At 38.9% G+C, this 21681-nt stretch carries 23 protein-coding genes; 4 read left to right on the top strand and 19 right to left on the bottom strand.

Annotation, left to right across the window (positions count from 1 at the left end):
- Positions 1-21 precede the first annotated feature (21 nt).
- From NFR44_RS02825 to fapR, 8 genes are all read right to left on the bottom strand, one after another.
- Positions 22-978, bottom strand: a complete 957-nt coding sequence (locus NFR44_RS02825; protein WP_251440985.1) for an NAD(P)H-dependent flavin oxidoreductase — start codon at positions 976-978, stop codon at positions 22-24.
- A gap of 64 nt (positions 979-1042) precedes the next feature.
- Entirely contained in the window at positions 1043-1279 is a 237-nt protein-coding gene (locus NFR44_RS02830) for an acyl carrier protein (RefSeq protein WP_006554975.1), read from the bottom strand.
- Between the two features lie 40 nt (positions 1280-1319).
- On the bottom strand, positions 1320-2063 hold the full coding sequence (gene fabG, locus NFR44_RS02835) for a 3-oxoacyl-[acyl-carrier-protein] reductase (protein ID WP_251440987.1): 744 nt from the start codon (positions 2061-2063) through the stop codon (positions 1320-1322).
- A gap of 1 nt (position 2064) precedes the next feature.
- Entirely contained in the window at positions 2065-3006 is a 942-nt protein-coding gene (fabD, locus tag NFR44_RS02840) for an ACP S-malonyltransferase (RefSeq protein WP_251440989.1), read from the bottom strand.
- A gap of 17 nt (positions 3007-3023) precedes the next feature.
- The gene (gene fabK / locus NFR44_RS02845; protein WP_162099640.1) at positions 3024-3968 is read right to left on the bottom strand and encodes an enoyl-[acyl-carrier-protein] reductase FabK; all 945 of its coding nucleotides are present in this window, start codon (positions 3966-3968) and stop codon (positions 3024-3026) included.
- Between the two features lie 15 nt (positions 3969-3983).
- The gene (locus NFR44_RS02850) at positions 3984-4979 is read right to left on the bottom strand and encodes a beta-ketoacyl-ACP synthase III (RefSeq protein WP_251440991.1); all 996 of its coding nucleotides are present in this window, start codon (positions 4977-4979) and stop codon (positions 3984-3986) included.
- Positions 4963-5991: a phosphate acyltransferase PlsX gene (plsX, locus tag NFR44_RS02855; RefSeq protein WP_251440993.1), complete on the bottom strand. Its 1029-nt coding sequence runs from the start codon at positions 5989-5991 to the stop codon at positions 4963-4965. The genes NFR44_RS02850 and plsX overlap by 17 nt, the downstream gene beginning before the upstream one ends.
- Positions 5992-5995: 4 nt before the next feature.
- On the bottom strand, positions 5996-6556 hold the full coding sequence (gene fapR / locus NFR44_RS02860) for a transcription factor FapR (RefSeq protein ID WP_251440995.1): 561 nt from the start codon (positions 6554-6556) through the stop codon (positions 5996-5998).
- A 285-nt stretch (positions 6557-6841) separates the two neighbouring features.
- Here fapR and NFR44_RS02865 point away from each other — a divergent pair, with 285 nt between their 5' ends.
- Entirely contained in the window at positions 6842-8458 is a 1617-nt protein-coding gene (locus tag NFR44_RS02865; protein WP_251440997.1) for a DUF438 domain-containing protein, read from the top strand.
- A 285-nt stretch (positions 8459-8743) separates the two neighbouring features.
- Positions 8744-9271, top strand: a complete 528-nt coding sequence (locus tag NFR44_RS02870; RefSeq protein ID WP_251441363.1) for a DNA glycosylase — start codon at positions 8744-8746, stop codon at positions 9269-9271.
- A 172-nt stretch (positions 9272-9443) separates the two neighbouring features.
- Here the strand turns inward: NFR44_RS02870 and NFR44_RS02875 are convergent, their stop codons facing one another.
- The 4 genes from NFR44_RS02875 to NFR44_RS02890 all read right to left on the bottom strand — a co-directional run bounded on the left by NFR44_RS02875 (position 9444) and on the right by NFR44_RS02890 (position 11895).
- Positions 9444-10580, bottom strand: coding sequence for an acyl-CoA dehydrogenase family protein (locus NFR44_RS02875; protein WP_251440999.1), 1137 nt, complete (start codon positions 10578-10580; stop codon positions 9444-9446).
- A gap of 213 nt (positions 10581-10793) precedes the next feature.
- Complete coding sequence (gene rpmF / locus NFR44_RS02880; RefSeq protein WP_127058221.1) at positions 10794-10976, bottom strand: 50S ribosomal protein L32; 183 nt, start codon at positions 10974-10976, stop codon at positions 10794-10796.
- 38 nt (positions 10977-11014) lie between these two features.
- Positions 11015-11533, bottom strand: a complete 519-nt coding sequence (locus NFR44_RS02885; protein ID WP_251441001.1) for a YceD family protein — start codon at positions 11531-11533, stop codon at positions 11015-11017.
- A 227-nt stretch (positions 11534-11760) separates the two neighbouring features.
- Positions 11761-11895, bottom strand: a complete 135-nt coding sequence (locus tag NFR44_RS02890; RefSeq protein WP_115309394.1) for a rubredoxin — start codon at positions 11893-11895, stop codon at positions 11761-11763.
- A 317-nt stretch (positions 11896-12212) separates the two neighbouring features.
- On the opposite strand from NFR44_RS02890, the gene NFR44_RS02895 reads away from it, so the two are divergent.
- On the top strand, positions 12213-13154 hold the full coding sequence (locus NFR44_RS02895; RefSeq protein ID WP_251441004.1) for a nitronate monooxygenase: 942 nt from the start codon (positions 12213-12215) through the stop codon (positions 13152-13154).
- 187 nt (positions 13155-13341) lie between these two features.
- The gene (locus NFR44_RS02900) at positions 13342-13890 is read left to right on the top strand and encodes a gamma carbonic anhydrase family protein (protein ID WP_251441006.1); all 549 of its coding nucleotides are present in this window, start codon (positions 13342-13344) and stop codon (positions 13888-13890) included.
- Between the two features lie 79 nt (positions 13891-13969).
- Here NFR44_RS02900 and nrdG read toward each other — a convergent pair whose 3' ends face one another.
- The 7 genes from nrdG to galU form a co-directional block, all read right to left on the bottom strand.
- Positions 13970-14467, bottom strand: a complete 498-nt coding sequence (nrdG, locus tag NFR44_RS02905; RefSeq protein WP_251441008.1) for an anaerobic ribonucleoside-triphosphate reductase activating protein — start codon at positions 14465-14467, stop codon at positions 13970-13972.
- 167 nt (positions 14468-14634) lie between these two features.
- Positions 14635-16785 (bottom strand): anaerobic ribonucleoside-triphosphate reductase, encoded by a 2151-nt coding sequence (nrdD, locus tag NFR44_RS02910; protein ID WP_251441010.1) that lies wholly within the window; start codon positions 16783-16785, stop codon positions 14635-14637.
- A 200-nt stretch (positions 16786-16985) separates the two neighbouring features.
- On the bottom strand, positions 16986-18314 hold the full coding sequence (locus tag NFR44_RS02915) for an AMP-binding protein (RefSeq protein WP_251441013.1): 1329 nt from the start codon (positions 18312-18314) through the stop codon (positions 16986-16988).
- A 50-nt stretch (positions 18315-18364) separates the two neighbouring features.
- Positions 18365-19477 (bottom strand): acetyl-CoA C-acyltransferase, encoded by a 1113-nt coding sequence (locus NFR44_RS02920; RefSeq protein WP_251441015.1) that lies wholly within the window; start codon positions 19475-19477, stop codon positions 18365-18367.
- 29 nt (positions 19478-19506) lie between these two features.
- Entirely contained in the window at positions 19507-20031 is a 525-nt protein-coding gene (locus tag NFR44_RS02925; protein WP_251441018.1) for a biotin transporter BioY, read from the bottom strand.
- Between the two features lie 64 nt (positions 20032-20095).
- A complete protein-coding gene (locus NFR44_RS02930) occupies positions 20096-20635 on the bottom strand; it encodes a hotdog family protein (RefSeq protein ID WP_251441019.1) in 540 nt (179 codons plus the stop codon).
- A gap of 157 nt (positions 20636-20792) precedes the next feature.
- Positions 20793-21659: a UTP--glucose-1-phosphate uridylyltransferase GalU gene (galU, locus tag NFR44_RS02935; RefSeq protein WP_251441021.1), complete on the bottom strand. Its 867-nt coding sequence runs from the start codon at positions 21657-21659 to the stop codon at positions 20793-20795.
- Positions 21660-21681: the final 22 nt, after the last annotated feature.

The raw sequence follows: 21681 nt of genomic DNA on the forward strand, positions 1-21681 counted from the left end.
TAAACTATGCATTGAAATACATTAATCAATCTGGGAAACTTCCTTCAATAAACGAGCGAAAATTTCCTTAACTGGCAAAATCTCATCTACTTTGCGCATATTATTGCCGGAGAATACTAAACCATTCTCCACATCACCTTGTTGTGCTCGTTCCAGTGCTTTAATTAAACAGAATCTATGAGAGCAATGTTTTAAACAACGATCACATTCAGTTGGTGGTGGTACAGTACCATCCAATACAGTGGTGGCAAATTTGTTGCGTATTGCCTGTCCTGGTAGACCCACTGGACTTTCTATTAACACTACATCTTCCGGTTTCGTTGTACGTACGTACATTTTTTTCAATTCGTCCGATGCATTGCATTCTACACTAGCAGCAAAACGGCTACCCATTTGGACGCCATTAGCACCTAGCTTAATCATTTCTACAATATCTTTCCCGTCTAACACACCGCCCGCGCCAATTACAGGAATATTTTTAACGGCTTTTACAACTTCAGGTACAATTTCACGAGATGAGCGATTCGTACCTAAATGACCGCCTGCTTCACTGCCTTCAACGATGACAGCTGCCGCACCTAATCCTTCGGAAATACGAGCTAATTTTCCAGAGGACACAATCGGTACAATGGGCGTACCTGATTCTTTCCCCATACCAAACATATCACGAGAAAAACCTGCGCCTGCAACGACAAGGTCAATGCCTTCTTCAATTGCAGTTTGCACAAGGCCAGCAAAACCAGAGGCTGCTACCATTGCATTTATACCAATAATACCCGTAGGTGATAATTTTCGAGCTAATTTAATTTCATAACGTAATTCATCAAATGGCATACCGGAGGCCGCAATGAGACCAATGCCACCTTCATTAGCTACAGCCGCAGCAAGACGTGCTGTAGACAATCTGATTGCCATGCCACCTTGAATAATGGGCACCTTTGCCACCAGATTTCCTATGCGAAGTTCAGGGAGCTTCACTATAAATTCCTCCTGTTACGTATACCGACTAGGGGGCGTACAGCCCCCTAACGGTGCACAAGTCTTACGCTTCTTTGATAGAATCGATGTATTCTACCGTATCTTTCACTGTTTTAATTTTTTCAGCTACATCATCAGGAATTTCAACATTGAATTCTTCTTCGAAAGCCATGATCAATTCAACGATGTCTAAGGAGTCAGCTCCTAAGTCGTCAATGAATGTAGAATCAATCTTAACTTCAGCTTCGTCAACGCCTAACTGTTCCACAACGATCGCTTTTACTTTATCAAACGTGGTCATTGTGATTTCACCTCCTTTCACTATTGCACTATATATGTACCTACATCACCATGCCACCATCAACATTAATGACTTGACCAGTAATGTAACTTGCCATATCACTTGCTAAGAAGGTAGCTACTACAGCTACTTCTTCTGGTTCAGCCATACGTCCTAATGGAATTGTCTGAACCATTGCTTCTTTCACTTTATCAGGTAAAACATCTGTCATATCAGTGTGAATAAAACCTGGTGCAATCGCATTTACCGTAATACCACGGCTTGCCAATTCTTTAGCACAAGTTTTAGTAAAACCAATTACCCCTGCTTTAGAAGCACTATAATTAGCTTGACCAGCATTACCAGTCACACCAACTACAGATGTCATATTTACAATTTTACCACTACGCTGTTTCATCATAATTTTTGAAACGGCTTTGGTTACAAGATATACGCCTTTAAGATTGATGTTCATAACATCATCCCAGTCATTGTCTTTCATGCGCATAAGCAAGACATCACGAGTGATACCTGCATTATTCACTAAAATATCAATACGACCAAATGCTGTATGAGCTTCTTCAACCATAGCAGCCACTTCTTCAGCATTGCCTACATTAGCTTTTACTTTAATCGCTTTGCGACCAAGCGCTAAAATAGCATCTACTGTTTCTTGCGCAGCGCCTTCACTGCCACTGTAGTTTACAACTACATCAGCCCCTTGCTTTGCCATTAAAATAGCAATCGCACGGCCAATACCACGAGAAGCACCTGTTACTAAAGCAACTTTATCTGTTAAATGCATTTTATCGAACCCCCTGTAAAAATTCAAGAGTTTTTGCTAAGGAATCTACATCTTCAACATTCGCTAATTGCATTTCCTTATTAATCTTCTTCGTAAACCCAGTTAATACTTTACCTGGACCTACTTCTACAAATGCACCAACACCTTCATTAATCATAGTTGCTACACAGTCTTCCCAAAGTACTGGATGAGCAGCTTGCACTACAAGAGATTTTTTAATAGCATTGGCATCGGTTAAAATTTCACCAGTTACATTGACGACTACTGGAATCGCTGCATCGTTTACAGTAATTTTGTCTAATTCTTCTTTCAAACGAGCAGCTGCTGGTTCCATTAAACGACTATGGAATGGAGCACTTACCGGTAACATAACAGCCCGTTTAGCGCCTGCTGCTTTCATTTCTTCCGCTGCTTTTTCTACCGCTGCAGTAGCACCAGCAATAACGATTTGACCTGGGCAGTTAAAATTAACCGCTTGTACAGAACCTACTTCGTTATTAATTTTTTCACAAATAGCTACTACTTCTTCACGAGGTAAGGCTAAAATAGCTGCCATAGCACCTTCGCCTAATGGCACAGCATCTTGCATGAATTCGCCACGTTTATGAACAACGTATACGGCATCTTTAAAATCAAGGACACCTGCTGCAACTAAAGCACTATATTCACCTAAGCTATGACCACCTACAATATCAGGAGTAAAGCCTTTTTCTTTGAGTATTTCATAACATGCTACACTAGCTGTCAAAATAGCTGGCTGTGTATTAGCAGTCTTAACTAATTCAGTATCAGGTCCTTCAAAGCATAATTTAGAAATAGAATAACCTAATGCTTCATCTGCTTCAGCAAAACGCTGTTTTACAATGTCATATTCATTGTATAAATCTTGAAGCATACCTACTTTTTGAGAACCTTGGCCAGGAAATACAAATGCTGTTTTCACTAGTAACGCCTCCTGTATTATTTAATGATTTTCTGTAAGCCACCAATTACGGTTTCAGTTTCGCTCATAATATCTTTAATGATTTGAGCACATGGTTTTACATCATGTAACATACCAGAAATCTGCCCAATCATAACAGAGCCATTTTTAACATCCCCTTCAATAGCGGCTTTACGAAGCGCGCCAGCACCTAATTCTTCTAACTGTTCTTTTGGTGCCCCACTGAATTCTAATTCTTGATATTGATGGGATAATAAGTTTTCTAAAATACGAACTGGATGTCCTGTTGTAAGACCTGTCATTACTGTAGAGCGGTCTTTTGCTTTAAGTACTGCTTCCTTGTAATTTGGATGGGCAATACATTCTTCGGATAATACGAAACGGCTACCCATTTGTACTGCACTAGCACCTAAAGCAAATGCAGCCGCTGCGCCACGGCCATCGGCAATACCACCAGCAGCAATAACTGGTACATTAACAGCATCAGCAATTTGAGGAATTAAACACATAGTCGTAATTTCCCCTACGTGACCACCTGATTCAGTACCTTCAGCTACCACTGCATCAATCCCACCACGCAATAAACGTTTAGCTAACAATACAGACGCTACTACAGGAATTACTTTAGTGCCGATTTCTTTTAATGCTGGCACATAAGTACTTGGATTGCCAGCACCAGTTGTAATAACTGGTACTCGTTCTTCTAATACCACTTGCATAACTTCTTTTACAAATGGTGACATTAACATAATATTACAACCAAATGGTTTGCTTGTACGTTCTTTTAATTTATGAATTTCATTACGAAATACATCTGGTGGCATATGACCAGCCCCAATAATGCCAAGACCGCCTCCTTCAGACACAGCCGCAGCAAGTTCAGCGGTACCGAGCCAAGCCATACCACCTTGGAATATAGGATACTCAATCCCTAATAAATCACAAATATCAGTCTTAATCATGATGGTTGTTCCTCCTTAGTACCATTTCATTACCAAGCCTGCCCAAGTTAAGCCAGCTCCAAAGCCAGCAAAGGCGACTGTATGATCTCGTTTTACAAAGCCAGATCGTACCGCTTCATCCAAAGCAATACCAATGGATGCAGCTGATGTATTGCCATACTTTGGCAAATTAATAAATACTTTTTCTTCTGGCATTTTTAAGCGATGTGCAGCCGAGTCAATAATTCGTTTATTTGCTTGGTGAGGAATGAAACGGTCCAAATCCTCTAACTTCAAACCGGCCCGGTCTAAAGCTTTAAGAGCTGTACGCCCCATAGTTTTTACTGCAAATTTATAAACTTCAGCGCCATCCATATGAATATAGGTTAGGCCTTCTTCAATGCGTTTATCATTCTGAATCATGGCAGTGCCACTCGCAGGAATGCATAAAGCCATTCCACCAGCGCCACTCGCCCCCATATCCATACCTAACATACCATATCCTTCTGGTACGGTCGATACAACAGCAGCACCAGCGCCATCACCAAATAAAACACAGGTGCCTCTGTCTTGCCAATTAATAACGCGGGACATTACTTCAACGCCGATAACTAGTACATGTTTAAATAACTGGTTACTTACATAACTTCCAGCGGTAATTAAACCATATACAAAGCCTGAGCAAGCAGCACCTAAATCAAAAGCAGCTGCATTAGTAGCTCCCAAGTTAGCTTGTACTAAACAAGCCGTGGAAGGAATACTCATATCGCCAGTTAAAGTCGCTACAATAATACAATCAATATCTTCAGCCGTCAAGCCTGCACTGTCCATAGCGCGACGAGCCGCTTCAGTTGCCATATCAGAGGCATTCATACCTTCTGGGGCAATGCGACGTTCTTCAATGCCGGTGCGTTCACGAATCCATTGATCATTCGTGTCTACGATTTTTTCTAGATCAGCGTTAGTCACAATATTATCTGGTACAAAACTACCTGTACCAATAATACCGACTGGCTTAGTCCACATCGTCATATTTGATAGCTCCTTCTTCTTCTATACTCTGTTGAATGTTTTGAATAATTTTTTGTTCCACCAACTCACTAGCAATTTTAATCGCTGTTAAGATTTCCTTTGCTTTTGAACTGCCATGGGAAATTAAAAACACACCATTCACACCTAATAAAGGAGCACCGCCATTTTCTGTATGGTCAAGGCGTTTTCGAACCTTTTTAAATACAGGGGCAATTAAAGCTGCTCCAATTTTAGCTAATAAACCACCATTTTTGATGCCATCTTTAATAATTTGCGTCATAACCCCTACAAGGCCTTCAGCTAATTTTAGCACCACATTACCAGTAAAGCCATCACATACAACTACATCTACAGTTCCTTTAGGAATATCACGGCCTTCTACATTTCCTTTAAACGGAATTGTTTTTAGCTGTTCTAATAAAGGATATGTAGCTAAACACAAGTCATTACCCTTAGTTGATTCTTCACCAATATTAAGCAAGCCAACAGTCGGGTTTGTTTTACCAAACATTAAACGTGCATATTCAAAGCCCATAATAGCCCCCTGTACCAAATGTTTTGGTTTACAGTTTGCATTTGCTCCTGAATCAAGCATAACGGTAACACCTTGTGGCGTAGGAATAGGTGTTGCAATCATAGGTCGATCAATACCTTTAATACGCCCTAAGCCAAATAAGGCTGCCGCTACCGCAGCACCGGTACTACCTGGTGCAATCACGGCATCACATACTTTTTGCTTCACCAAGCGAGTGGCTACTATAACAGACGCATCTTTTTTCTTGCGTACTGCCGTGCCAGGATGCTCACTCATTTCAATAACTTCACTGGCATGTTGAATAATCAATTGTGGATTATTTTGTTGCCCAAATTCTTCTAATACTTGACGAATCTGTGCTTCATCACCCACTAAAAATATTGTTATCTTAGGAAATGCTTTTGCTGCATCAATCGCACCACGTACAATTTCGTAGGGTGCGAAATCACCACCCATAGCATCTACTGCAATTTTCATATACTTACACCCTATTCTGAATGGGCTCCATTATGAACTTCGCCCGAAAGACTTCTTTTACCTTATCCTTAATTGTGACCCAGATAAAATACTTCTCACCTCGTTGACGTACTACGGAGGCTTTGGCCACTAAATTACAATCCGCTTTGACCGGACTTTTATATTTAATATTACCAACGCCAGCTAAAACAGCAGGTACACCCAACACTGCTTTAGCTAGAGAGTCAGCCTGTGCATATAAATACTGTGGCTCTACATAACCATTACAATCTGTCATGTCCTCTCTGGTTCGCAATATACTAAGACCCTGTTCACCAGCGGTAAGATCAATTAATTCCCCTACAACTTCTATATGACCATGATCATTGGCACTTGGTGCTAGTCCTTCTACACGCGCTCTAATGCGTTCCCTTAATTCTGGAATCCCTAATTCTAACCGATCAAGGCGAATCGTTGGCACGCTGACATTAAAAAAGATGGCCAACTCCTCATCGGTAACGAAGGGCGTATTATTCAGTTTTTCTTGCAATAACTGCTGTCGCTCTTGCTTCTTTATCCGACTCATGGTACCACCTTTTATGACCAAGTAATAATACTTCATTACAATTATATGTCACAAAGGGCGATTATGCAAGTAAAAATTATAAATGACTAAAAAAATGACTTAAAAACAGTTTCCATTTTAAATATGTAGCCCTAGCTACTGAAAACTATTTTCAACTCCATTATAATGAAAATATAAGCAGAACACAACTGCTTCCCTATTATTATTACATATATATTAATACTATATATTGCACAGTAAAGAAACTAATAATGTAAAACTAGCATACACAAAGGAGACTTACTTATGACTACTATGAAATCAGCCCTTGGCTTAGACAATGATCAACGCTTAGCAAAAATGATTGAAATTAAAGACAATTATTTAAGCGGTAACTTATCCCTTGAAGAAGGACAAGCACTTCTAAAACAATATATTGGCACCTGTACACCAGATGAATTTGCCTATGGAGAACAGCAATTAAAAGGATCTTATACGGATGAAGAAATTACCCATCGCATGGATGATTTACTCGCCTTATTTGATGGCATTTTAGTAAGAGCTGACAACACATATCCAGAAAATCATCCGCTATGGGTATATGTAGCTGAAATTACAGCAGGACTTACCCTCATGAACGAAGCAGAGGAACTCCTTAAAACGCCCCATTTCATCAAAAATCCATGGCTTGGCGTATATGACAAACTAAGCGAATGGTCTCGTCATTTATCACGCAAACAAAATCAACTATATCCAGCACTTGAAAAATACGGCTTTGATCGCCCTACTAAAATTATGTGGACCTTCGATGACAAAGTGCGTGACCTAATTAGCGAAAGTCGTCGCCTATTACAAGCAGATGAAGTAGACCAATTCTTAACCCTTCAACCTAAGATGATTGATGCCTTCCGCGATTTAGCTGATAAAGAACAAGAAGTATTACTTCCTACAGCATGGAAACTTGTAAACGAAGATGAATTTAGCTATATGAGTCGCGGTGATCATGAAATAGGTTTTGCTCTAATTACTCCACCACCTTACTACGGTGACATGAAGGTAACAGGAAAAGATATTGCAACCTCACCTATAGATATTACTGACACTAAAACAGCAAACTTTATGCAAGACTTGGCCGCGCTCTTAGGCAAATATAATATGAACCCTATGCCATCACCTGAAACTGAACTCGATGTAGCCACAGGCAAACTCTCTTTAGAACGTATCAATTTACTTTTCAAACATATGCCCGTTGACCTATCTTATGTAGATGAGCATGAATTAGTTAAATTCTACAGCGACACTAAACATCGCATCTTCCCTCGCAGTGCTAATGTTATTGGCCGCGAAGTGCGCAACTGTCATCCTGCCAAAAGTGTTCATTTAGTAGAAGAAATCATTGAGAAATTCCGTTCCGGCGAACAAGACAAAGCTGAGTTTTGGATTAATAAACCAGAAGCCTTCATCTATATTCTCTATACAGCCGTTCGTGATGAAGCTGGTAATTTTAAAGGCGTACTTGAAATGATGCAAGATTGCACACGCATTCGCAGTTTAGAAGGCTCCCGTACCCTCTTAACTTGGGATTCTGAAACTCACGGAGATACAGTTGATGCCGCTACAACAGACTCAGTAAATACAGCCCTTGATAAAAATACTACACCAGAAGCTACAGCCCATACTATCACTATTAAAGGTATTACTATTACAGCAGATACGAAACTCTTCGACCTCTTCGATAAAGTAGAAGGTTTACGCCAATATATGCCAACTATTAATAGCAGTTTTAAAATGCTCAATACGCCATTCGGTAAAATTATGGCACGCAAAGCAACGATTGGGATGGCCTGCGAGCGAACCGGTATGAGCCAAAAAGATATAATCGATGCTATAGCCAATTACATTAAAGCCCATTATAAAGGCTAAATGCATTTCCTAAAAGTACTACCATTGTTAATAGCGCTCTACCATTAATATGTGCTCTACGCAACAGAAGAACCCCTCTTATATGTTATACTTTATATAGTAACTAGCTCAACAGCAAACTACTATCAGTAAGTATCATAAAGAGGGGTTTTTATTATGAATGCAACTACAACAAAACATACAAAACTATCTAAAGCAAGGTCAGCCAATAAAATAGACCATATAACCAATCAGCCTGTAGAGTCGCTTCCATTTCCCCCATTTCTACCACCGCAAGCGACTGTTATGTGCATGGGCACCTTCCCACCAGCCGCCGATAAACGAGCCATGCAATTCCACTATCCTAATTTCCAAAATGATATGTGGCGGGTCTATGGATTAGCTTTTTTCAATGATAAAGATTATTTTAGAGCTGGTGATGCCAAAGCCTTCGATGCCGACAAAATTAAATCCTTTCTTACAGAAAAAGGTATTGCTTCTTGCCCAACGGTGTGGCAAGCTATTCGTGAGCGCGGCAATGCCTCAGATGCCTTTTTAACAGTAGTAGATCCCGTTCATATTCATGAAGTATTAGCGCAAATACCTCATTGTCAATATATCGGCACCACTGGCGGCAAAGCAACAGAGGTACTACTTAGCTTGGCTGACAACAAAGTAAAATCACCTAAAACAGGCGAAACAATTGAACTCCAATTTGGTACCCGCCATATTAAGCTTACTAGGCTACCATCTACTTCTAGAGCGTATCCTCTAAGCCTGACTAAAAAAGCAGATGCCTATGCTAAGTTTTTTCAATCAGTAGGCTTACTATAAACTAAAAACCGTCTTAGTTTTATCCGTTAACTACGTAAATATTAACGAACATACACTAAGACGGTTTTAATTTTTATATAAATTTAACTGCTATAAAATTGACTACTCTTTTACAGCCTTAAGCGCTATAAAATTTACTGTACAAGTATGTGTCACCATTACGCCATAAGAATTAGCGTAATAAAGCACCACCAATTACCATTTGTTGGGCCTCATTGGTCCCTTCATAGATCTGAGTCACTTTAGCATTGCGCATTAAACGAGCTACTGGATAATCTTCACAATAACCATAGCCACCAAATAATTGCACAGCTTTTGTGGTTACCTCCATAGCTACATCAGAACAGAACTTTTTAGCCATAGAAGCAGATACGGTATATGGTTGGCCAGCCGTTTTATCTTGCCCCACATTATACAACATTAAATTAGCGGCTTCTACTTGAATCGCCATCTCCGCTAATTGAAATTGAGTATTTTGAAACTTACTCAAAGGTTTACCAAATTGCACACGCTCTTTAGTATACGCAATGGACTTCGCTAAAGCAGCCTCTGCCAGGCCAGTAGCTTGTGCCGCAACTCCAATCCGACTGCTATCCAAGGTCGTCATAGCAATTTTAAAACCGTCCCCTTCACGGCCTAATAAATTAGCGGCTGGCACTCTTACATTATTAAAATATAAACTACTACAAGTTGATGTATGTAAACCCATCATAGAGTCTCTAGGGCCAACAGTAAAACCAGCCATATCTTTAGTTACAATAAAGGCAGACATTCCTTTTGTACCATTCTCAGGCTGCGTCATGGCAAACACAATGTATACGTCTGCTTCACCAGCATTTGTAATATATACTTTTTCACCATTTAAAATATATTCATCACCAGTACGTTCAGCCTTCGTCTGTACACCACTCGCATCCGTCCCTGCTTCTTTTTCAGTCAAAGCAAAGGCACCTATCGCTTGACCAGCTACTAAAGGCTTTAAAAACTGTTCTTTTTGTGCCTCTGTTCCAAATCGAGCAAGAGGTTCACAACATAGACCTACACAGACCGATACGGTAATGGCTAAGCCATCATCATATTTAGCCAATTCTTTCAACGCCACAGCATAGTTCATAAATTCTTCGCCTAAACCACCGTATATAGTAGGCCAATAAATACGGGTTAATCCTAACCCTAACACCGCATTCACTAAAGAACGGTCAAAAATTTGTGCTTTATCCCGTTCAATGACAGTTGGTTCTACCTTTTCCAAACAAAACTGTCTAACTTTTATCTGCCACCTAGTTTGTGCTTCAGTCAATGGAATCATGAGATAAACCTCCTTTTATGAATTATATACCTATTAGCTAAAAGATATGGAATACATATAAAAACTTCTTGTTACCGCTACTATAACACAAACCAGTAGTACCGTCTATCTACATTTAACAGCAATAACAAGCCTATATTAAACGACAAAAGCGTGGATATCCAATGGATATCCACGCTTTTATAGTAGAGCTATTCATTAGCTCAGCAGGTCTTATTCAGCGATCTTATTTACAACCTGAGTTCCTTTATAATGACCGCATGTAGGGCAAACCCGATGAGGCATCATAGGTTCGTGGCATTGCGGACAAGCTACAAAACCTGGAACAGTTAATTTCCAGTTCGCACGACGACGGTCGCGACGACATTTGGACAATCTACGCTTTGGTACTGCCATTATCTGCACCTCCTTAACATAATCACTGGGACTTCTAATTAATCATCATCTTTTTCATCGAGCAGTGTACGAAGCACCGCCAATCGAGGATCCACTACAAAGGATTCACAAGAACAAGGTGAAACATTTTTATTTGCTCCGCAATGAACGCACAATCCTTTGCAATCATCCTGACATAACACTTGAGATGGCTCATTGATGATTAATGTATCCCGAATGAGATCCGTTAAATCAATGGTCTCACCATCAAAAGGAACAACCTCTGACGCCTCAACATCGTCCCATTCCTTGAGGACCCCAAAGGTTTCATTAAATGGCGTTGTTTGTGAATAAGCAACCTCGCATAAACAACGAGTGCACTCATAATCACCATTGGTTGTTACGGTTCCTTCTACGATGAAATTCTGTCCATCGTAACGAAAATCACCACTAATGGTTATATCATGACGGCTCCAAGGAAAAGCAGTTACATCCCCTAACTGAGTAGCTGGTTCAGTAAATTGAAAAGGAAAAGACTTTCCTATGTGTTCTTTTGCTTGCTCTACTTGCAGTTTCATAATTTTACCTCGACTATAATATTATAGCTATCTAACCTATCTTTGTCAAACTGTTCTCTACAATTCTTAGTTGATTTTCTTAGAAAAATCAACAACTCTTTAAATTGTCTCAAACAAATTTATTAATTCATACGACTACCTGGCGATTCCATATAGCCATATGATGAGAAAAGCCCCCTTTACAGGAGGCTTCTATATTTTTAGTTCATGATTTAGATTACAATCAATTACATTTTTTCGAATTGATCTTTACCTACGCCACAAATTGGGCAAACATAATCATCTGGTTGATCAGCGAATTTAACACCTTCTACAGCTTCGTCATAGATCCAACCGCATACTACACATACGTATTTTTCCATCACTTGCGCCTCCTTTCATTATAAAATAGACACTGTATCTACAGTCATAGTGTATCATAAATATCGATTATGTTCAATATTTTTTTTATCTTTTTCAAAATTTTATGAACCCTCTAATTTATTAGATTCTACAAGGCTTTTAATACATTTTACAAAATTAAATTTTATAAATTAGTAAGGTGTTTTTCAAACTTCCCCTATATTTTTTTTGCAAATACCTTTATAATTAGTAAAAGAAGTAATATTCATTTTCAATTACTTCTTTTTAATTCTGATTTCATAACATTACATAATAATAGTTTTATAGGAGGTATTACATGAAAACAAAATTTACAGAACTCCTCGGTATTGAATATCCGATTATCCAAGGTGCTATGGCTTGGACCTCAGAACATAAATTAGCTGCTGCCGTAGCTAATGCTGGTGCTACTGGTGTAATTGCTACTGGTGGTCGCGATGCAGAATGGGTACGTCAAGAAATCCGAGCTGCCAAAGCATTAACTACTAAGCCTTTTGGTGTTAATTTAATGCTTATGGCAAAAAATATTGACGAGCTTGTAGAAGTTATTAAAGAAGAAAAACCTGCCTTTGTAACATTAGGCGCTGGTAATCCAGTACCATTCATCGAACCTATGCATGCTGTAGGGATTAAAGTAATTCCTGTTGTACCAAATGTTAAACTAGCTAAACGCGTTGCCGCTGCAGGTGCTGATGCTCTTATCGTAGAAGGCCAAGAAGCGGGTGGTCATATTGGCACGCAAACAACGATGGCCTTAATGGAAAACGTACTTCCAGAAATTGATATTCCTGTGATTATTGCTGGTGGTATTGCCGATGGCCGTGCCTTAGCAGCAGCATTAACAATGGGGGCTGAAGGCGTACAAATGGGCTCTCGCTTTATTCTAGCTGAAGAATGCCAAATGCATCAAAATTGTAAAGACGCTATTATTAAAGCAACTGACACTGATTCTGCAGTAACTGGTTTAACTAGCGGTCATGGTGGTGTTCGTTCCTTAAAAAACGAATTCACAGAAAAATACTTAGCTGCTGAATTTAGCTGCACTGATAAAGAAACATTAACAGCCATGTCTGTAGGTACTAATCGTAAAGCAGCCGTTGAAGGGGACATCGTAAATGGTGCGGTACAATGTGGTCAAAGTTTGAATCGCTTAACTAAAGTAGAACCAGCTAGCGCTATTGTAGAATCTGTTATTGCCGAAGCTAAAGAAGCTATTAAAGGGGCTCAACGCTTTTTATAATACTTTGGTCCCCTATGCTAGCTGATTTATAACTTATTTATAACCATTAAATCAAATGCATAGAACCATACCGTAGAGGCAATCCTAGTATTGCCTCTCTTTGTCAAATACGACAATCTAATGTATACTAAAAATTAAGTATTTATACTTTTAATATAATAAATTCACCTAATTAGGAGTGATCATTATGTTACCATTTAACGGAAAATACCCTAAACTTGATCCAAAAAGCTGTCTTATGCCAGGTGCTGAAATTGCTGGTGATGTGGAGCTTAAAGAATTTGCCTCCCTTTGGCAGAATGTGGCGGCTCGTGGCGATGTAAATAAAATTGTCGTAGGTCGTTATACCAATGTACAAGATAATTCAGTCCTTCATGTTGACGACGATAAAGCATGTATTCTCGGCGATTATGTAACCATTGGCCACGGTGCTATCGTTCACGCTTCTACCTTAGAAGATAATGTACTAGTTGGCATGGGTGCCATTGTTTTAAGTGGCTGCCATATCGGTACTGGCTCAATCATCGCAGCCGGTGCTGTTGTATTAGAAAATACAACAATTCCGCCTTACTCTTTAGTGGTAGGCTGCCCTGCCAAAGTAATTCGTACTGACGAATCTCAAATTGATCGCATTCATAATCAGGCCTTAAAATACAAAAATCTTTGGACTGAAAAATATGGTTTATTGCCAAATGCAGGCGGTGAAATGTATAAAGAAGGGGCTAAAATAGTCTAATAGTTCTACTACGAAAAAGAGCTAGCAACAACATTGTTGCTAGCTCTTTTTTAGTATAAAACAAAATCTATTAAATTTCTCAAACCATAGCAAGCACTACCTCGCCGGTAGCTAAACTCTGTTTAACATCAATAATGCGTTGATTCTTCGAGCCTCGAAAACGTAAACTAGGATCTCGCAATGCATCAACAAATTTTCCATCTACTAACACATCACAGTGTGCCAACAACGCCCGCTTATTAGGACATTCTACAATCTCATCCCAAGTATAACCGGAATAAGCCCATATATCCTTATGCGGTACAATTTCACGCACTTTAGTCACTACAGGCAATAAGCCATCTACATTTTGAAATGGTTCGCCTCCCAATAAAGTTAAACCTGCCACATTAGGGTCACTTACATAACGTATAACCTCTTCAGTTTCCTTATCGGTCCAAACAGAACCAGCCTGTGGATTTTGATATTCTTCATTAAAACAATTAAAGCACTTATGCGTGCAGCCTGTAACAAAAATAGACGTGCGAATCCCATTGCCATTGGCAATATCGTATTTTCGAATTTGTCCATAATTCATTACTGGTTCGCCTCCTCTACTGTTACCTCATTATTATATGCGTGCCATTATCCGCTATAAATTATTTACTGAAACGAACAGGTCATGCCAGCGACATGACCTGTATTTAATATAATTTTTAAGTAAACGCTAAGCTATACCTAAACGCTAAATAAGCTTTAATACACTTAGATATGCATTACTCTATCTTTAATTTCTTTTGTGCGCCCTTCATTCCAGAAATTTTCGCCTAAGTAGCCACAAGTCCGACGAATAACAGTTAATTTATCACGATCTGTGTTATGGCAACGTGGGCATTCCCAATCATTATGGTCATTTACTTTGATTTCTCCATCAAAGCCACAAACATGACAATAATCAGATTTCGTATTAAATTCTGCATACGAAATATTATCATAAATATACTGCATCATAGTTAATACAGCTGGAATATTATTTGTCATATTAGGAATTTCAGCATAGGAAATACAACCACCAGTTGACTTTTTCTGGAATTCTGACTCAAAGGAGAATTTATCAAATACATTGATTTCTTCCCGTACATTTACATGATAGCTGTTCGTATAATAGCCCTTGTCCGTAATGTCTTCAATTTCACCAAACCGTGCTCGGTCTAAAGAGCTGAAACGATTTGTCAAGCTTTCAGCTGGGGTACCATATAAAGCAAAGCCCATATTATGGCGCTGTTTCCAAGTTTCAATGGCTTCATTTAAACGATCCATTACTTTCATGGCAAATACACGCCCTTTTTCACCCGTATTGGACTCACCAGTAATTAACTTCGTTGCTTCATACATACCAATATAGCCCATGGAAATAGTAGCATAACCACCAATTAAGAACTGACTAATGGACTCACCTTTCTTAAGGCGTGCAATAGCTCCATGTTGCCAATGAATTGGAGACACATCACTGGTTACATTCTTTAACAATTCATAGCGTAATAACAAGGCTTTCTCTACTAGGTCAAGGCGTTTATCTAAAATTTCAAAGAAACGCTCTTCACTATGGCGCGCTAAAATACCAATTTGAGGTAAATTTAAACTCACTACGCCCATATTAAAGCGGCCATCAAATACATATTCACCAGCTTCATTTTTCCATGGTGATAAAAAGGCACGACAACCCATAGGACTAAATACATTGCCTTCATAAATTTCTTTCATTTTCTTAGCAGAAATATAATCTGGATACATCCGTTTAGCTGTGCATTGAGCCGCTAATTCAGTTAAATAATAATATGGTGAATCAGGATGTACATTATGCTCATCCAACACATAAATTAATTTAGGAAATGCTGGCGTAATATATACATTCGCTTCGTTTTTAACGCCCATAATGCGCTGTTTTAAAATCTCTTCATCAATAAGCGCTGCTTCTTTGGCATATTCACTATTAGGGTCAAAATGCATAAATAAAGTAACAAAAGGTGCCTGCCCGTTTGTTGTCATAAGCGTATTAATTTGGTACTGAATCGTTTGAATACCATCTTTAACTTCTTTACGAGTTCGTTTCCATGCAATTTCTTCCGCTTTTTCCATATTTGGCTTCATACCATAGATTTCAACTTGCTCTTCTAACACATTCGCTAAAATCTTATCATATGACTTACGCACAAAAGGCGCTAAAATACGATCAATGCCATTAATGCTTTGACCACCATACTGCCCAGAGGCTACTTGTGCAATAATTTGAGTCGTCACTGTACATGCTACTTGGAAAGATTTAGGTGTATCAATTTTCTTACCATTAATAACAGTACCATTAGTTAACATATCATTTAAATTAATCAAGCAACAGTTAAACATAGGCTGAATAATATAATCCATGTCATGAAAATGAATGGCCCCACTATCATGAGCCTGTACAATATCAGCTGGAATTAATTTACGCCGAGCAATATCCTTACTCACTTCCCCAGCAATTAAATCACGCTGTGTAGACACAATTGCCGCATCTTTATTAGAGTTCTCATCTAACAAGGCAACATTACTACGATCCAGCAAACCAAATACATCTTTATCCGTCGTATTTTCTTTACGCTTAAAGCTTTGAACAGCCTTGTAGTTTTCATAGGCTCGTGCAGTGGCTGGATTATTATATTCTAATAGTTTGTAATACACTTGATCTTCAATGGCATAAATAGTCAAGGTTTTCCCAATCTTATGGGCATATTCTTCAATTTCATTAGCAATGCGATCCGCTAAACCCGCTTCATACAAACCCGTACTACTGTTCATGGCTTTTTCTATGGCGATTACAATTTTTGACTTATCGAATGAAACTTTTTGTCCATCCCGCTTAATTACCTCTAACACGACAAGGCCTCCCTATGGTTGCTACAAAATATAGTATATAAAAATAAACGTAAACGAATTGTTTTTATGACCCTCTGGCCATCAATTTCCTATATGAAGCATTTGCCTATACATATAAACAACTGGTACCGTAAACGGCTACCAGTTGTTCGGTTCTTGCTTATTATACAATATCTTGTAGTTTATTTCAATAAATAATACTATATATTATTATCATGCTTACCTGCAGAAGTCTCATATATGCTTCGTAATTGTTTAGTATCTACCTTAGAACAAGCCGTCAATGGCAAGTGTTCAAGCCAAATAATCGCCTTCGGCCGTTCCTTAGACGTAAAATGCATAGCAATGTCAGCTACTATATCTTGTATCGCTCTTGTTTTATTGTGAACTAAAAAAGCAATCGGCTGTTCACCACGTAACTCATCAGGCACACCAATAACGGCACCATCCATAATGCCCTCTATATCTAGTAATTTTCCCTCCACATAAGGAATAGATAATTTATAGCCCCCTCTATTTATCATCGCACTGCGGCGCCCCTTAAATAAAAGGCGTCCCGATTCACTCCAAGCGCCTTCATCACCTACTGAATACGGCAATTTAATACCTTCAATACCATATGGTGTATCCACATATATTAACCCCATTTCATCAAGAGTAACCGTAACTCCTGGAAATGGATAGCCCACTGTATTTGGTTCTGCCAACCATTCCTCAGCTGTACAATACGTAATATAATTTAGCTCACTAGCACCATAATATAAAATAAACGCCGTATGAGGTTGTTTCTGTTGTAATTGGTTTAATAATTTATGATCTAATGTTTGAGACCCAGTAAAAATTAGTTGCAAGGTTGGCAACGCATTCTGTAACATATTGACAATCAAACGAAGCTTTGTGGGTAATAAATACCAATGTGTCACTTTCCACTGCTCACATAATTGTACCCAAGTCCGCGGTGACATATGAGCTGAGGTAATAATTGTGCCACCTTCATAGAGCACACTGAGTAAACTATTTAAGTTGCCAGTAAAACTCAAACTACCTTGGCAAAATAACACAGTTTTATTATCAACTTTAAAAATTTTATTTTGCCCCTCAAAAAAATCTAGCCAACTGCTTAAAGAGCGCCATAATACTTTAGGCAATCCCGTTGTGCCAGAAGACAAAACCCCAAAGTCAGCTCCACTTGGAATTGTTTGGCCTTGTAAATACGTTTTTTCCAATAAAGCTATTCTAGCTACCTCTAAATCAGGATGACATAAAATAGGCTTATATCCCTTGAGTAGACCTTGTAACCATTGTGTTAACTGTAACCATACATCATTACTTTGAATTGTTCTAGCTAACTCCTTTTTAACAGTACTCGCTTTTTTAGTAGTTAGCGGTATCTCTTTAGACTCAGTAGTATCCATCAAAACAGCTTGCCATAAATCACTATATGTATAAACAGTTGAATCTATAACAATAGCCGTTTTAGAACCTTGTGTTTCATTATAGCTAGCTAATCGCTGTAATAAATCATTCATATACAATCACCTTATATCTTATATATAGATATATTAAATCAATAGCACTCCTATACTAGACGCTCAATCAGTATAGCTGTCCCCATACCACCAGCCCCAGCGATAGCGCAAATACCATAACGCCCCTGACGATACTCTAAAGCTGCCATCGCATGAAGTAATATAATAGCACCTGAACAACCAAAAGGATGTCCATAAGCCAATGCGCCACCTAGCTGATTGTATTGCCCTTCATACGCACCATACGTGCGAGCAAATAACACATCAATAACAGCAAACGCCTCATTCCACTCAATTGCATCTAAATCGGCCATTCTTAAACCAGTGCGCTCTAATAATTGTTCCGTAGCTTGCCAAGCTCCTTCAGGACTATATAGTGGATCCCCTCCATATTGCAACGCGCCTACAATCCGAAAGGGTCCTGGCTCTTCACTTAAAACAACAAAAGCGGCCCCATCATGAGTATAACAAGCATTTCCCGCAGTAGTAACTGTTCCTTCACCTAAAATAGGCTTCATACGATCTAAAATCTTTTGCTGTAAGCGTGGTTTAATACTTTCATCTTTATACCCTGCCCCCATATCAAAAATATAAGGGCTTACAATACCTTCTTCACGAGCTTTAACAGCCAAACGATGACTACGCAAGCTCCAATAATCGAGTTCTTCTTTCTTCACATCATATTTTTGGGCTGTTCGCTCTGCTCCTTGCAACATAGCTAACGCATCATTTTCGTGAGGTGAAAACTGCGCGACCATATATGACCCTTGTCGTTCATCATCAGACGCATAAGTTCGCAGTGGTTGTAAAGAACTACTTTCTACCCCACCAGCGATTACAGTATTTGCCATCTTACTACGAATCGCCCGATAACCTTGTATAATCGCAGCTCCAGCACTGGCACATTGCATGTCAACCGTATAAGCCGGTACTGATTTCCCATACGCCGAATATAAAGCTGTCAAACGGCCTATATTACCACCCGTGCCTACTGCATTACCACAGATAATCTCGTCTACAGAAGCATAGCGTTCATGTAAAACATCTAACAAGCGCGCCCCTAGTTGTTCAGGTCTTATGTGTTTAAATTGGCCCTTATATGAACCAATGGGCGTCCTAAGGCCGCCCATTATATACACAGAAGACAGCATTTGATTTTGCATTTCAAACCTCCACTAAATACATTGTCTTCTTAAATATTCAATTTTGCTGCTTTTGTACCTAACCATGCTGCCATAGCACATTTCATAATATCGCCAGGAATAAATGGTAACGCATAACCTACTAGCGCTGCTTCAAAATTAATACCTGTAACAATCATACCACCAATCATGCCAAAAATATAAGTAATAGGAATTGTAATGACAACAGAACGCCAGAAATAAGTCAGAAAGGATGGCTTTTTACCTTTACAAATACTAAGCAAAGTATAAGCAATCGGATAGCTCCAAATAAAACCACCTGTAGGTCCTAAAATTTTCCCTAAACCACCAATGCCCCCAGCAAATACAGGTAAACCAACAGCCCCAATTAAGATGTACACACAAAGAGCAATAAAAGTTTCTTTAGGTGGCAACATAAAAGCAATCAAACAAAATACTAAAGTTGATGCGGTTACCATAGCCGGCGTAAAAGGCAATGGAAAGGAAATATAAGCGGACACACAACATAAAGCTATTAATAACGCCATTTTTGTTAATTTACGAGTATCTGACATAAAAACACACCTCAATATATAAAATAATACCAATACTACAATTAATAATAAAACGAAACAGACCTCATGTCCAAGTGCAAGTAAAAACAGCCTTTTCAGCGGTATATCCCTGAATCGTACTACCCTCACAAGTAACAGATACTAACTCGTCTTCAAATGTAGGTCGTCGAAAACGAACTGAAATCGATTGTGCTAAATCATTTAGATCATGGGTAATATATTTTGCAAGCATTTCTAACACTAAACAACCTGGCACAACAGCCTGTATTTGTTGATGAATGGGATTACCATCTTTTACAGCAGTAACAAATTCTATAATCTCAGAACGAGAAAATCTATGCCAAGGTACTACCATCGTAGGTATTGTTACAGACAACGGTAGCTTTTTAGGCTTTATAGGTAAATAAGTAGATTCTATTTCCTTTAAACGAGCTGTTAACTCTTGGTTACCCCGAGCGATGGTCGTTTCATACCACTTTCCTTTTTGCCTTATAGCTTCATATTGAGCAGACTCAGCTAAGCGTCGCCAATGCAACTGAGCAATCACCATTGTCCGTGGCAGGCCCTTATTAACCTCAATAAGGGCTCTAAACAATTCACGCATCGCTTCGCCTCCTTTTATCGCTAATCTCTTTCAAATTATATATAATTCATGCTAATTCGTCAACTATCAAGATAAATAGTGTTAACAATAAAAGCTGATTTGCAATAAACTCCTTTTGAAGACTTGCAAATCAGCTTCTAAAAACTAAATCAAACTATTATAAGGTTTCTACTAACTCTTTTAAATACAATTTAAATTGATCCTTAAACATATCAGCGCGCAAACCATATTCTACAGTAGCCTGCAAATAGCCTAAACGATCACCAATATCATAACGACGTCCTTCATAAGCTAAAGCAAACACATCACTGTCTAATCGAGCTAAACCATCCGTTAGTTGTAATTCATGACCAGCTCCCAGTGGTGTTTTTTCTAGCACTTCAAAAATCTCTGGTGCTAAAATATAACGACCTAAAACAGCTAAATTAGAAGGTGCCAAATCACGACTTGGCTTTTCTACTAAGCCATCTACTTTATAAACATTAGGCTTAACTTCATGACCTGCCACAATGCCATACGAACTCACTTTATCAGCTGGTACCCTTTGAGTGCCTAAAACAGAACCGCCCATTGTTTCATAACAATCTATCAATTGTTTCAAACAAGGATAGTCCGGGTTATATACTACATCATCACCTAATAAAACAGCAAACGGCTCATTACCAACAAACGCTTTGGCACATAAAATAGCATCCCCTAATCCACGCGGAGCCTTTTGGCGGATAAAATGAACGCGAATATCTGCTAAAGCGCGTACCATATCAAGTTGTTTCTGCTTTCCCTGTTGTTGTAATAATTGTTCTAATTCAACACTAGTATCAAAGTGATCTTCGATAGCCCGTTTATTACGCCCCGTAATAATCAATATTTCTTCAATGCCCGATGCTAACGCTTCTTCAATGATATATTGAATAGCTGGGGTATCAACAATAGGTAACATTTCTTTAGGTTGTGCTTTTGTTGCTGGTAAAAAGCGTGTACCAAAACCAGCAGCTGGAATAACGGCTTTACGTACCTTACCCATAACTAACCTCTTTTCCAATACG

The organism is Veillonella intestinalis (assembly GCF_943193155.1).
Taxonomy (GTDB): Bacteria; Bacillota; Negativicutes; order Veillonellales; family Veillonellaceae; genus Veillonella_A; species Veillonella_A intestinalis.